Below are 13,122 nucleotides of genomic sequence, written 5' to 3' on the forward strand. Positions count from 1 at the left end.
TTATGTCCTTTCAGGCGCATTGTATCGTAGTATGACCCTCAATAGATAGAGGAGCACGACGATGCCTGCACAAGCGTTGACGACCGAATTCCTGGCCACCCTGCCAGGTCGCGAGCCTGCCTCCGGGGCAGTGAGTTACTTCGATACGGAGATCAAGGGCTTCCTGCTGGAGCACCGGGCCAGCGGCGGGGCCACCTTCTACTTCCGCTACCGCGATGCGGCCGGCAAGGTGCGGCTGAACCGGATTGGCCGCTCTGACGAGATTTCGGTGTCGGACGCCCGGGCCAAGGCGCACAAGATGAAGCAGATGGTGACCGAGGGCGGCGACCCGAAGGTGGAGAGTCATCGCTTCAAGGATGTGCCGACCTTCGGGGATTTCGTGGCCGAACGCTACCTCCCCTACGCCAAGACACGCAAGCGCAGCTGGGAGACGGACGAGACGATGCTGCGCAACCACCTGCTGCCGGTGTTTGCCGAGTTCCGGATGAACCGCATCACCCGCTCCGATGTGGTGGCCTTCCACCACGCGGTGTTCGAGAAGGGCTACGCGGCCGGGACCTGCAACCGAATGATCGTGCTGATGAAGTTCATCTACAACTGCGCGATCCGCTGGGACATCCTTCCGCCCAAGAGCAATCCCTGCGATGGTGTCGAGCCCTTCGAGGACCACGGCGCCCGGGAGCGTTACCTGACCACCGACGAGGTGCAGCGGCTGTTTGATGAGTTGGACACCAACCGGAATGTGCAGGTGGGCCAGGTGATCCGGCTGCTGCTCTACACCGGGGCGCGTAAGCGCGAGATCCTGGATGCGCGTTGGGACGAGATTGATTTCAACCGGCGGATGCTGACGGTGCCGGCGGCGCGCTCAAAGTCGAAGAAGCCGCGTCACATTCCGCTGTCGGATGCGGCCATTGAGCTGCTGCAGGCGCTGCCACGGCAGGAGGACATCCCCTGGGTATTCTTCAACCCCAAGACCAAGAAGCCGCCGGTGTCGATCTTCTACGCCTGGGATTCGATCCGTAAAAAGGTCGGGCTGGAGGAAGTGCGGCTGCACGACCTGCGCCACAGCTACGCCAGTTTCCTGGTCAATGCCGGGCGGTCGCTGTACGAGGTGCAGAAGCTCCTCGGCCACCACGACCCGAAGGTGACGATGCGCTACGCGCACCTGTCGCCGCAGGCGATGCTGGAGGCGGTCAATGTGGTGGGGAATGTGGTGGGGCGGCGGCCGGTGGTGAATCAAGCAACGGCGGCCACTGCGTGAGGTTTCACGCAGTGGGCTGCCAGGCCTCACGATTCCAGGCCCCACTGAAGCCTTGCCCATTGGCCAGGGCGCTGAGCGGTGGCATCAGAAAGTCACGCAGATCGGCGACGACCTGCTCCAACGTCAGCGCATCGAGCCGATTCTTTTTCAGGAAACCTTGCCACTGCATCTGCTTTTGCGCATCGGAGGCAAAGGCCTCGGTCAGGCCGAACGGTACATCCGTCGGGATGTCGGTGCCTCGGCGTGACAGCGTCGCGCCGATGGCCTCGCGCAGCACTTCCCCTCCGAAATCGCTGTGCCTGGCCAGCACCCACAGATCGAAGTAATCCTTCATCCGGCTGTTGGCCACGCCGAGAGAGATCAAGGCTTCGAGCTTTTCCGCAACGACGGTGTAGCGGGGATAGACCCGGAGTTTGGGTGCCGGAAATTCCTCAAGCATCACCGGATACTCCACGGCCTCAGGTCCGGGTGTGACCGCATCGCCGTAGCCCACGTCGACCTGGACCGGGCAGCGCGCACCATCGACCCAACCCAGCAAAGTCACGCGGATACCAGCGTAGTTGGCCTCCTTGCGGATTTCTTCAGCCCGGATGCTCTGGGTATCGAAACGGATGCCGTCATCGACATCCAGCGCGCACAACTCTGCGAAGGCCTCGATCAGGTAGGGCTCTTCCGCGAGGCCAAAGCCGAGCAGGTCCATGTCGCGTGTCGGCCGCAAGGGCACATCGAACCAGAGGTCGAACAGCAGTGCGCCCTTGAGCAGGAAATGGTCTGCGTGCGTCGAGATGCTCAAACGGTACAGCAGTCGCTCCAGCGCATAGCGGGTGAGCACCAGCGTGAAGTCCCGCTTTTCGGCACGGGCCTTGTTGAGCAGTTTGGCGCGCACCGAAGCAGCAACGTTGCGTCCGCTCACATCAGCGCCTCCAGATACGGGCGCATCACATTGGCCACCCGACAGACTTGGGCGCAGTGCCACAGGTCATCCATCTTCACGCGCCTGGCATTCCAGGCCTCGCGCAGCGCTTCGAGCGCGACGTCCAGTCCGATCTTGTTGCGGTACTTGAAGCAGTCGGCCACCGTCTTGGCCACGCTCGTCACCTGCACCGCGACGCCATCGACCCGGTGCTCCTCCACCCCTTCGGTCAGCGCATCACCACTGAAACGCACGATGCGCAGCGGCGGGTAGTCCATCTTGGGAGCGCGGGCCTTGTTGGCAATCGCCACCCACACCTCGAACGGCGACTGGGTGGTCAACCCGTGAAACTGCAGTGCCGACAGCAGGCACACCACGACATTCGGGTGCTTGCTGGCCACCTCGGCCAGGGTGGCGTGCTCGGACACCGGTCGATCCGGCAGCGCGTAGAGGCCACGGCACAGCCGGGTCAGCTTGCCCTGGCGGGCCAGCGTGCTGAGTGCCATCCGAGAAAAGCCGCACGCCTCTACGTCGCACGGGCGAAGCAGCCCTTGCCGGCGAGCCATGTCGAGGATGGGGGTTTGAGCGTTATCCATGGAAGCATTATTTCATATCGTCGGTACTTGTCAATTTCTACCGACACTTTGAAATAATCAGGCTCGCTACGCCACCCAGCCCTCAAACGGAAAAATTCCCCGACCCCACCACCCGTGAAGGCAGTGAGATCGGGGGATCGTCGTGTCTATTTGTCGTGCGCGGCAGCACCGGTCAGCGAACCGGCTCACGCCACTTGTCGAAGCTGCGCGCCCCGGTGTAGCCCAGATACCCGGCACCGAACAGCCACCACAGACTCTCGGGCACTGCGCCCAGTAGCTTGTTCAAGTTCTCCGCTGCCTGGAAGACGTGGGTCGGCCACCAGATGCCGATGATGGCGCCCATCACGCACAGCAAGATCACGCCGTAGATCACGTACAGGAAGGTCGGCCGTGCCCGGCTGGTCCAAGGGTCCGGCGAGTTGGCCTCGGCCAGGATCGCCGAGAGACTCGTCTGCATCTCCTGCAGTGCCAACTGTCCCTCGGCCTGCAGCAAGGCGAGCTTGGCTTTCTCCCGCTCGGCCGGGTCCGGCACCAGGCGGTCGATCAGGCGGCTACCGGCTTCCAGCAGGCCCGGTGCCAAGGTGGTCAGCAATGGCGTCATACCGTGCCCTCCACGAATTCGGCCATCCGGTTCATCCAACCGGCAGCGAACGCCGACTGCTTGGGATCGTTGGTGATCAACCGTCCGAGGTGACGCAGGCGCTGTCCCAGCACCTTGCCGTAGAGCACACCTTGATCGGCAGCAGCGAGTGCTGCGCGGGTCTTGGGGCCAATGACGCCATCGGCGGTGACACCGAGCGCTGTCTGCAGCCACTGCACCGCCCGCTTCGGCCCGGAATGCACCCCGGCGTCCACCAGCAGATGCAGCAGCGCCGGATGGGTAATGGCCTCGAAGCCGGGACCGGTGATGTACTGCTGACGGTAGATGGCACGGGCTTCGGATTCCGTCAGTGCTTGCACCTCAGCGACCGTGGCCGGGTGACCCAGCTTGCGCCAGGCTCCCAGCGTCTGTGCGGTGATGCCGAAGTTCGTCGGCCCGCCCCGGTCAGCAGGGTGATGCACGTAGCCGCCTTCCCGGCGCAGGATGTCGTCGAGGATGGTGTCGATGGCGTTCATGACCGCTCCTTGCCAAGACGCGTCTGCGCCCAGCGCTCCAGTTGGTAGATGGCCTGGCTGCCCATGTGGCCGGAAATGCCGACCAGGGCTGCGGTGACCAGGGGGTTGAACTGCGCGGCCTCGCACAGCCAGAAAGTGATGAGACCGGCGAAAGCCGAGGTGGCGATCTCGCCAATCAGTTCCACCACGTTGAAGGCCCGGGTCTCGCCGGACTTCACCTTGCGATAGAAATTGACCAAGCCACCCCAGGCGGCCAGCCCCGTCACCCAGAGGTAAGTGATCAGGCCGTAGGTCGAAGGATCTTTTTCGGGCACGGGGGTCTCCTTATGTGTCGGGTTCGGTGGAAGTGCCAGTCACCGGCACGGGGGATGCGGTGAAGCGCTCGCACTCCACCTGCGTGGTGTAGCCCTGGGTGCCAAGCCGGTGCTCGACGCGTTTGATGCGCCAGTCGGTGGGGATGCCCGGGCGCAGCGAAATCGACAGCCGGCCCTCGGCGGCGAGCCTTGGATCTCCGGGCAGGCTGAAACTGAGTTCCCCTTGCCCGCGTTCGCCGGTGTTCTTGCGCGTAGCCGCTGCCGCTTTGGCCTCGGCTTCGGTGGCATGGACGTAGCGGATCTCCTCGAACGGCGGCTGGCCGGTGGTCACTTCCCGGCGCTCGCCCTTCTCAAAGTCCCACCAGTACGCCTTGGTGCCGCCGGTGCTCACTTGCGGGGGCGACTGGCCGTTTTCGCCTTGTGCGCTGCCCGTGCCGGCGGGTTTGCGCGCGCTGTGCTGGTAGCGCCACTGGGCGAGTTGCTCGGGCGCCAGCTGTAGTGTCGGCAGCACCTGACCGGTGATGGTCTTGGCCGCGCCCTGGCGCGCGAGCACCAAAAATCCCGCTACGGGTTTGGCTACGGCATCGTGTTTGGCGGCCAAGCGGGTGAGCAGCGCCATGTCCGACTCCGCCGTCTGATCCAGATGCGGGATGGCAATGGCGCCGAGCTCGGGGTCAATCTTGGCCTCGTACCGATGCTCGCCCGCAATGGCCGTCACCAGCGCACCCAGTGTGGTCGCCTCCCAGGAACGCGTCTTGGGACTGCGAAACGGCCCGACCATATCGGCCGCCTTGGCCGAGACGGCGAGCGTGGCCGGCGGCGAGCGGATCTCGATCTCGTCGACGATGAACTTCCCCATCGCCACCCAAGAACGGCCGGCGTAGGACAGCGACACTTCCAGCACGGTACCGATCTTGGGCAGCTTGGCGATGGCGCCATCGGCGCGGCGCCGGTCATCCAAGGTCAGGCGCAAGGTGTCGGAGGACAGGCCCGCTTCGTCGGTGACCACCAGTTCGAGCAGCCGGTCGGCCACGGCGCGGGTGATGTCGGTGCGGTCGGCCAGGATCAGGAAGGTGGGTTGCATCGTTTTCCTCCGCTACGACCAGATCCGCACCAGCGGCAGCACGGGCTGATCGTTGAGTGCGGGCATTAGCACAGGTGTGCCGGCTGGCAGACGCAGCATCTGCGCGACTGGCAGCCGGGCCAGTTGCCGGTTGGCTTCCAGCACCAGCGGCAGGACATCGACGCGCCCGTAATGCCGCCAGACCAGCGCGTCGAGCATTTCGCCCTCGCGGGCGGTCAGCCGCTGACCTTGAACCTTCAGAGGTGTGTTCATGGCAATTTCTCCTGCAGCGCCTGCGCGGCTTCCTGGGCCGCATCAAGCGCGGGCAGCGTGCGTTGGGCCAGGTCATAGATGGCTGCCGAGGTCGCCACGCTGCCGTTGGCCAGCGGCTGCAGCACGGATCGCAAGGTCTCCAGGGCGGTGAGGGCCCTCGCGACCTGGGTGTCCAACCCGGCACTGCCGGTCAAGGCTGTCTGCGAGACAGTGATCGAGGCCAACCAGGCTTCCAGGGCTTGGCGCACCGGGTGATTGGCGTCGGGCACGACCTGCAGCCATTCGCTGTGCAAACCCCGCACGGTGGCGCCCACCGCCTCGATGAGCTCACCCAGCGCGTTCTGGATGGCGACCAGGGCGGCCAGGTCCGTGAAGCCGCCGGTGCCCGTGAAGGGATCGAGGCGGGTGATGTCATCCAGCAGTTGGGTGATCGCACCGACGGGGTCATTCACCAGGTCATCGATCAGGGGCATCAACATCGCAAAGGGACTCCAGCCGCCCGAGTAGTCGGTGACGGTCTCGTCCTCGCCGTAGGCCTGCAGCTTCATCTCGAAGCCGACCCGGCGCGGCTGACCGTTATCCATCAGTACGCTGCGGGTGTCGCCGACTTCGACGATCACCCACGCGCCCCACACCCGACCCAAACCATCGACCAGCTGCAGGGGCTTGCCCAGATCGGCCAGCGCACGCATCTCCTCGACTTGCGCCAGCCCGGCATCGAAGCCGGGAAACAGCACGCCCTGCAGCCGGATCTCCGCTGGCTCGCGGCCGGTGAACTGCAGCGCCGGTTCGCGCCCGATGCGCGCCTGCTCGGGCCAGCGCCAGGACTGGCTCATGGCCAGGCTCTGGTAGGTCGCTTGCCCCATCTCGAAACGAAATGGCCCGAGGGCCAACATCACACGTTCGGCCATGGCCAACCTCCCAAACAAGAAACGATCAGTCGTGCAGTGCGGCAGTGGAGCCGCGCAAGGCCTCCCGGATCAGGCTGCGCAGCCGGCCTTCGAGCAGATCGCCCAGGGCCTGCGGGTCGCTTCCCGGGGCCGCATGGATAGTGATCTGCGGGGCGAAGTGGATCGAGGGAGCCCCTGGGGCCAGAGGCACCGCTGACGGTGGTACGCCCGGTGTAGGCGGCAGCGTAGGTACCGGGACCGACTGGGCACGCTCGGGTACCCCGACATCACCGCGCACACCTTTGGCCGGCTGAGCTTCCGGAGGTAGCGTGCCCTCCCACACCGGCCGCAGCGTCGGTACAGGTACGTCGACCTGATGCGCTGGCAGCGCCAACCCCAGTGACGGCTGATCCGGTGAGGGCAGTCGCAGCCCAGGTTGGGTCACCTCGGGCGTGGCCAGCGACAACGGCACCGCCTGCAGAGATTGCGCCAGTTGTCCGACTTCATTCACGACCACCGGGCCGGCTGCCGCCACACCCTGGGCCAACCCGAGGGACAGCGCACTGCCCAGCGTGGCAAACACCCGCGAGGGACTGTTAATGCCCAACATTGCCTTGAAGCGGTCACGCACCCCGGCCGCGACGTCCCCAACCGCTGCGACCGCTTGCTGCGCGGCATTGCGCACGCCCTGCGCCAGACCTTGCAGCATCGCGCTGCCCAGGCTCATGAACTCACCGGGCAGATCACGTAACGCTGTCAGCATCGAACCGATCACCGACTGCAGTGCCTGCAAGGGCGCGAAAGATCCCAAGGCCGCCGTCAGTTGCTGCCAGGCCGACTGCGCGCCACTGACCACGCCGGCCCACAAGCTACCGAAGAAGCCCGAGATCGGTTGCCAGGCGGCTTGCAGTGCGGCCAAGGGCGAGAACGACACGAGCGCCCGAAAACCCTCCGTCACCCAGCCCACCAGCGTGCCGACGGTCCGAATCGGCAACGTCAGCACCGCAAAAGCTGTGCTCAACACGCCACCGATCACCGCGCCGAGGGACTGGCCGGAGGCGGATAGGCTGTTGAACTCGTCCGTGGTCAGGGTGACTGGAGATAGCAGATCACCCACCCAGCCAACCATGCCGCTGATCGCATCTCCCATGAAGCCAAACACCGACGCCACTGCCTGACCGATGGAAGCCAGAGGATCCAAAGCGGTCAAGAGACTCGTGATCGCTGGCTGCACGGCCGAGCGTATGCCCTGAAACACGCCGCCGACGTAGGCAGCGATGGGGTCCCAGTATTTGCGGATCACGAGGGCCAGACCCGCGACGGCTGCACCGATCCCGACCACGATCCAGGTGATCGGGTTGGCCAAGAGCGCTGCCGTGGTGGCACCAATGGCCGGCAGCATCGACCAGAAGGCCAGTGCCGCCGACTTGATCGGGGCGATCAGACCGAGCGCACCGGTCTGAATACGAGTCCAGGCCAGTGACAGAAGGCCTGCACTGCTCCCGGTCGCTGCGGCCTGCACTTGCAATAGCGCCAAGCCAGCCCGCGCCGACTGAAACGCCACCTGGGCACCGAGGATCGGCCCCTTCACAAAGGTCCAGGCGTAGCCCAAGGCAATGGTCGCCACCTTCAGGCCCAGCACCGCACCGACGGTACCCACCACGACTTGCGTGACCACAGGAAAGCGTTCGGCCAGATTGGCCAGACTATCGATGGGGCCCATCAGCGCACCGACCAGACTGTTCAAGGCCGGCAGCAGCGCATTGCCGACCGTGATGCCGAGCCGGCTCATCTGGTTCTTCAACAGCTGCAGGTTGTTCGCGGTCGTCGCAGAACGGGCCTCGTACTCCTTCTGCATCGAGCCTGCGTAGGCGGTTTGATCGGCCACCAAGCCTACCGCCTTCTCGTAGGTCTCCATCGAGCCCACCAGCTTGGCGATGTCATCGGCGTACTCCATGCCGAAGAGGTCCGACAGCGTGCCCATCAGATCTGGGGCTTTCTTCACCTGCTGCAGGAAGGTCGTGAGCGCCCCTTGGGCATCGCGGGCGATCATCTTCTTCATGACCTCGGCCGATAGCCCGATGTCCTGCAGGCCTTGCTGAAACTTCTCGTTCTGCTTGTCGGCGGTCGCGAGCTTCATCAGCAGCGCATTGATGCCCGTCGCAGCGACCTCGGGTGGGGTCTTGAGTGCGAGGAAGGTCGCGCCCAGGGCATTCAACTGCGCGCCAGAGAGGCCAAAGAGCTTCGCCGTTGAGCCGGCGCGATTGGCGATGTTCAACAAGTCGGATGCCTTGGCATCCATGTTGTTGGACAGGTGGTTGATGGCGTCGCCGAGTTTCACCACCTCGTCCTGGGTCAATCCGAAGATCGAGCGCAGACCCGTCATCGCGGCACCCGCCTGCTGACCCGACAAATCGAAGGCCACGCCCATCTTGGCGGCATCTTCGGCAAAGCGTAGGAGTTCTTCCCGGGCGATACCGGCTTGACCTGCAGCCGCGACGATGGCCCCAATGCCGTCAGCCGCCATCGGAATACGGGTCGACATCAAGAGCACATCTTTGGACATCTGCCCGAACTGCTCGGGCGTGTCGAAGTTCACCACTTTCTTGACGTCGGCCATCACCGACTCGAACTGGACCGCCGGCTGCACCAGGCCATAGAGCGCGCCGCCCAAGGCCACCGCATCCATCATCTGGGCACGGTAGGCGCTGCGGCTTTCGAGATTACGAGCCTGGGCCTGCTGGGCACGGGTCAGGGCTTCGGTTCGAGACCGCAGTGTCTCCAACTGGCTGCCCAAGCGTGCCGACTCGGTGCCCATCGCACGAGTGTTCACGCCCGCGCGCTGCAGCGATCCGGAGAGTTCATCGACGGCTGCCCGCTGGCGACGGTAAGCCTCTTCAGCCCGAGCGGCAGCCGCACGGGCACGCTCCAGTTCTTTGGCCTGCTTGGCGGTAGCCCCGCCATCCTGCCCGGCGATGTTGGCTTCCAGCCCGGAGACCTTCTGCTGCGCCGCGCGCATCGCCAGCGCGGCATCCTTGGCCTGCGCCCGCAAGGTTTCCAGTTGCTTGATGCCGGACTGCTTGTTGCCGAGCTCCGCCATGGTCGAACCCAGCTGGTTCAGTTGCGCCTGGGCGCCGCGCACTGCCGACCCCAAGGAGGCCGCCAGCGTGGCACCGATGCTGATCTGGACGGGATGGGCCATGGGGGATACCTCAGGAAGACGGCACGGCCGACAACCGCCGCGCCAAGGACAAGGCCTCGACCAACTCGCTCACCTCCAGGGCGAGCAACTCGGATCGAGGCCAGTGGGTGTAGAGGGCGAGCTCAACAACCAGCGCGTTGAGCTCACCCGGATTCACTGCAAAAAACCGCCCAGCACCTTCTGCAGTTGGGCGTAGTCCTTCATGTCGAGCAGGTGGATCGCGGCGGGCGGTAGTTCAGCCAGATTGGCAATCAGCCGAATCTCGCGCTCGGCATCCGTCCCGGCCGACTTCTGCGCGGCCAAGTGGTCACCCACCGTGGGTCGGCGCAGCGCGATCTCCTTGATCGGCAAACCGTCGTGGTCGATGGGGAAGTTCAGGGTGATGCGTTCAGGGTTGTTCATGGTTCCTTGTCCTCACAGTCTGGTCACAGACCAATCGCCGTGCGAATCGCTTCCATCTGATCGACGCCGCCGACCTTCCTGACGAGGTTCACGGCATCGATCTCGATCAGCTCTTCTTCGTTGATGGCGAGCTTGTAGTAGCGCGCCGCGACCATCACCGTCAGCGTGCTCTTGTCACCCGGCTTCCAGGTGCCGGGGTCCAGCTCCTTCCAGCCGCCGCGCAGATTCACCACCACCGGCTGTGCGGTCTGGCCCTGCGCCTGGATGGCGCCGCGCAAGGTGAGCTGGGCTTCGGAGACATCCAGCAGCCCGAAGAGCTTGAAGAGTTCCGGATCAAAGTCGGAGATCGTGAGCTGGGCTTCGAGCTTCTCCATCCCCAGATCGAGCTCAACGGGCAGGTCCATGCCACCGGCGCGATGCTCCTCGGTCTTGAGCGTGAGCTTCGGCAATTGGATCTCGTCGACCCGACCGGCGTAGCCGCGCCCATCGACAAAGAGGTTCATGTTCTTCAGAACGCGAGGCAGTTCGATGGCCATTACAGGATCTCCTCCAGATAGTCGCCGACCAGGTGCGAGCGGAACACGATGTGCTCGGCCGGGTAGGGCGCCGTGAAATCAAAGTCGAAATACACCCGCCCATCGGCAATCGACTCCGGGGTGTTGAGTTCGGGGTCGGCCCAGCAGCGACCCCCGAGGATGGCGGAGCGGGCCTTCAGCTGGCGCAGGTAGGCATTGGTCATCTCCACCACCTCGTCGATGTAGGTGCGGGTGATGTTGCGATCCACCGCCCACAGGTGCGCGCGCACCAGGGACTCGTTGATCATGTCGGCCGTGCGCCGCACGCTGAGAAAGGCCCAGCGACTGTCGGTCGCGCAGCTGCGGTTGCCCCACAGGCGAATACCGTCCTGGGCGATGAAGGTGGTGACCGAGAACTCGTTCAAGTAGTTGGCCTGGGTGTCCGGGTCGTTGATCACCCAGGAGATGGGCCGCGCGGTGCGTAACACCCCAAGGACCACCTGATTCGACGGACTGAACCAGAAACCCCGGTTCTCGTCGGACTGGGCGATCAGGCCAGCGACGCGCGCCGAGGGCGGCTCGGCCACTTCCGAGCCATCTTTCTTACGCACCACCAGCCAGGGATCGACGAGGTACGCCCGGTCCGAGCCGAACTGGCTGCGGTAGTCGATGGCCGCTTCGTCGTTGGTATTGGGGCCATCGAGCACTGCCACCGCGCGGGTCTTGTGGGCCACCGACAGCAGTGCATCGGCCACCGGCTTGAACTGCGAGAAGCCGGGCGCGATCAGGATGCGCGACTTCATCTCGGCGCGGGTCTGCATCAGCGCAGCAATGCCCGAGAGCTGCCCGGTCTCGGCATCCTGGCCACCGATGACATGGCTGATCGTGGCTTCCAGCGTGTCGCCCTCGGGCACCCGCACCACGTAGATGAAGGGGCTGGCCTGGTCGTAGATACCGGTGATCGCCCAGGGGAGCGTCCCGGATGCCCCCAGGTGCGCGGTCAGGCGCCGGTTGGTCACCAGCACCGGGACGTTGAGCGGGAACGGCTCGTCCATGCCGCCGACCAGCGGCTTGGAGCCCAGGGTCGAGGCCAGAATGCCGGACCCGGTGCCCTCCACCACTTCGGCGGTGATCAGGTCTGAGGCCGCCTCGTGCGCGTTGAGCGCCGCGACTACCTCGGCAGCGGTGCTGGCACGCTGGCCGGTTTCGTCGCTTGCGAGCGTCACCAGGATCAGCGTCATCCCGGGTGTGCGGGTGTCGAGCGTGATCGCCAGCGGCTGGTTCGGGGTGGTCGCTGGGCGTAGCTCCAGGCGCAGGCTGTTGCCCACGATCCCTGCCTGTTTTGCGCGCACCCGGAAACTGGCGTCGCCCGTGCCGACGGTGAGCGCGGCAAAGCGAGCAGGGGCCGCATCGGGCGCCGTGCCCACCAGGCCAATGACCGAGGACTTGACGGTGCGCACCGTGCGCCCGCCATCCTCGATCTCGATGAGTTCAATACCGTGCAGGAATCGGTCTGCCATAACGGTTCTCCAGAAAACAAGGCTCGCTGCGGCGAGCCGCAGTTTCACCCTCGGTAAACAAAAAATCCGCCAATTGGCGGAATAAACGGCGGGGTGCGAGTGCAGCGTCGAGGTTCAGGCCATCGGCTTACCCTCGTCAGGCTCGATGGACTTCTCGCAGTGGTTCGGATCGAGTCGGTCCAGCAGCCGACAGAAAATGCAGGCCCAGCGCTTGCCCTCACGGGCGGCTTTGCCTGCGCGGCTCGAGAGCGTCTCGTCCTCGTGTCCGCCGAAGGCGGCATTGGCCAGTTGGTCGTGGGCGACGGCCAGGGTCCAGGCCCGTCGGCTTCCGGCCAGTGCGGCGATGAGCATCCAAACGGAAGCGACCACTGCTGCGATCTGGCACAGTCCCCACAATCCGAGCAGTTGCAGTCTGCGCATCATGAGCTGGCCTCCTCGACCTCTTGTTCAGGCCAGCCTGTCTGGATGTCGTAGTCCGCCAGTGCCTGCACATCGCCACGGTCGGCCAACGCCCGGATCGCATCCTTGTGCGCCCAGGCCGCTGCGTAATGCGCCGACACCCACTGCATCACCGCCAGGCCAAACTGCACCGCTTCGGCACCGGTCAGTGTATGGGTCACATCCTCGGCGTCGCGGAACGACACGGTGTCGCTACTCCCAGCCGCCATCAGCGCGGTGCCGGCCGTGGCCACCGCATTGACATTGACCGTGTCGCGCTCATGGCGCAGTTGCACGGTGCCGGTCGTGCCATCCGGGAAGGGATGCGGCTTGCCGCGCGCGATACGGGCATCGCGCTCCGCATCGACGGCAGCGAGCCGCTCGCGCAGCTGCTGCGCCTGCTGCATGACTTCTTGGGCAACCTGCGCAGCTTTCTCCTCGGCTGTCGGCACCAGCGTCCAGCCGTTGCCGTTCTCCCCGTCCCACTTTGCGGCTTTGCCCCGTGGGATCTTGGGCGGCGCGGTAAAGGTCCAGCCCGCTGGGGCCGGCTGACCCGGTTCAATCTCGGCGGTCTCGCCCAGGAAACCGTGGTCGATCTGATAAATCGTTCGCATCGTGG

The 13,122-nt window shown here is 65.0% G+C and carries 15 protein-coding genes; 1 reads left to right on the forward strand and 14 read right to left on the reverse strand.

What is annotated here, in order from left to right; all coding sequences use genetic code 11:
• Positions 1-61: 61 nt before the first annotated feature.
• Complete coding sequence (locus HW932_RS12330; protein WP_176976783.1) at positions 62-1,261, forward strand: site-specific integrase; 1,200 nt, start codon at positions 62-64, stop codon at positions 1,259-1,261.
• A gap of 4 nt (positions 1,262-1,265) precedes the next feature.
• Here HW932_RS12330 and HW932_RS12335 read toward each other — a convergent pair whose 3' ends face one another.
• From HW932_RS12335 to HW932_RS12400, 14 genes are all read right to left on the reverse strand, one after another.
• A complete protein-coding gene (locus HW932_RS12335) occupies positions 1,266-2,174 on the reverse strand; it encodes a nucleotidyl transferase AbiEii/AbiGii toxin family protein (protein WP_176976784.1) in 909 nt (302 codons plus the stop codon).
• Positions 2,171-2,770 (reverse strand): type IV toxin-antitoxin system AbiEi family antitoxin domain-containing protein, encoded by a 600-nt coding sequence (locus HW932_RS12340; RefSeq protein ID WP_176976785.1) that lies wholly within the window; start codon positions 2,768-2,770, stop codon positions 2,171-2,173. Before HW932_RS12340 ends, HW932_RS12335 begins: the two co-directional genes overlap by 4 nt.
• Positions 2,771-2,942: 172 nt before the next feature.
• Positions 2,943-3,371, reverse strand: coding sequence for a holin family protein (locus HW932_RS12345; RefSeq protein WP_176976786.1), 429 nt, complete (start codon positions 3,369-3,371; stop codon positions 2,943-2,945).
• Complete coding sequence (locus HW932_RS12350) at positions 3,368-3,886, reverse strand: glycoside hydrolase family 108 protein (RefSeq protein WP_176976787.1); 519 nt, start codon at positions 3,884-3,886, stop codon at positions 3,368-3,370. Before HW932_RS12350 ends, HW932_RS12345 begins: the two co-directional genes overlap by 4 nt.
• A complete protein-coding gene (locus HW932_RS12355; RefSeq protein WP_172205915.1) occupies positions 3,883-4,200 on the reverse strand; it encodes a phage holin family protein in 318 nt (105 codons plus the stop codon). Before HW932_RS12355 ends, HW932_RS12350 begins: the two co-directional genes overlap by 4 nt.
• A 10-nt stretch (positions 4,201-4,210) precedes the next feature.
• Positions 4,211-5,284 (reverse strand): phage late control D family protein, encoded by a 1,074-nt coding sequence (locus HW932_RS12360; RefSeq protein WP_176976788.1) that lies wholly within the window; start codon positions 5,282-5,284, stop codon positions 4,211-4,213.
• 12 nt (positions 5,285-5,296) lie between these two features.
• Positions 5,297-5,536: a tail protein X gene (locus HW932_RS12365; RefSeq protein ID WP_222932343.1), complete on the reverse strand. Its 240-nt coding sequence runs from the start codon at positions 5,534-5,536 to the stop codon at positions 5,297-5,299.
• Entirely contained in the window at positions 5,533-6,447 is a 915-nt protein-coding gene (locus tag HW932_RS12370; RefSeq protein WP_176976789.1) for a phage tail protein, read from the reverse strand. The genes HW932_RS12365 and HW932_RS12370 overlap by 4 nt, the downstream gene beginning before the upstream one ends.
• A 25-nt stretch (positions 6,448-6,472) precedes the next feature.
• Positions 6,473-9,628, reverse strand: coding sequence for a phage tail tape measure protein (locus HW932_RS12375; RefSeq protein WP_176976790.1), 3,156 nt, complete (start codon positions 9,626-9,628; stop codon positions 6,473-6,475).
• A 153-nt stretch (positions 9,629-9,781) separates the two neighbouring features.
• Complete coding sequence (locus HW932_RS12380) at positions 9,782-10,030, reverse strand: phage tail assembly protein (RefSeq protein ID WP_176976791.1); 249 nt, start codon at positions 10,028-10,030, stop codon at positions 9,782-9,784.
• Between the two features lie 23 nt (positions 10,031-10,053).
• A complete protein-coding gene (locus HW932_RS12385; protein WP_176976792.1) occupies positions 10,054-10,566 on the reverse strand; it encodes a phage major tail tube protein in 513 nt (170 codons plus the stop codon).
• Positions 10,566-12,065 (reverse strand): phage tail sheath subtilisin-like domain-containing protein, encoded by a 1,500-nt coding sequence (locus HW932_RS12390; RefSeq protein ID WP_176976793.1) that lies wholly within the window; start codon positions 12,063-12,065, stop codon positions 10,566-10,568. Before HW932_RS12390 ends, HW932_RS12385 begins: the two co-directional genes overlap by 1 nt.
• A gap of 114 nt (positions 12,066-12,179) precedes the next feature.
• A complete protein-coding gene (locus tag HW932_RS12395; RefSeq protein WP_222932344.1) occupies positions 12,180-12,485 on the reverse strand; it encodes a hypothetical protein in 306 nt (101 codons plus the stop codon).
• On the reverse strand, positions 12,485-13,117 hold the full coding sequence (locus HW932_RS12400) for a DUF4376 domain-containing protein (RefSeq protein ID WP_176976795.1): 633 nt from the start codon (positions 13,115-13,117) through the stop codon (positions 12,485-12,487). Before HW932_RS12400 ends, HW932_RS12395 begins: the two co-directional genes overlap by 1 nt.
• Positions 13,118-13,122: the final 5 nt, after the last annotated feature.

The organism is Allochromatium humboldtianum (genome assembly GCF_013385175.1).
GTDB classification, from domain to species: Bacteria; Pseudomonadota; Gammaproteobacteria; order Chromatiales; family Chromatiaceae; genus Thermochromatium; species Thermochromatium humboldtianum.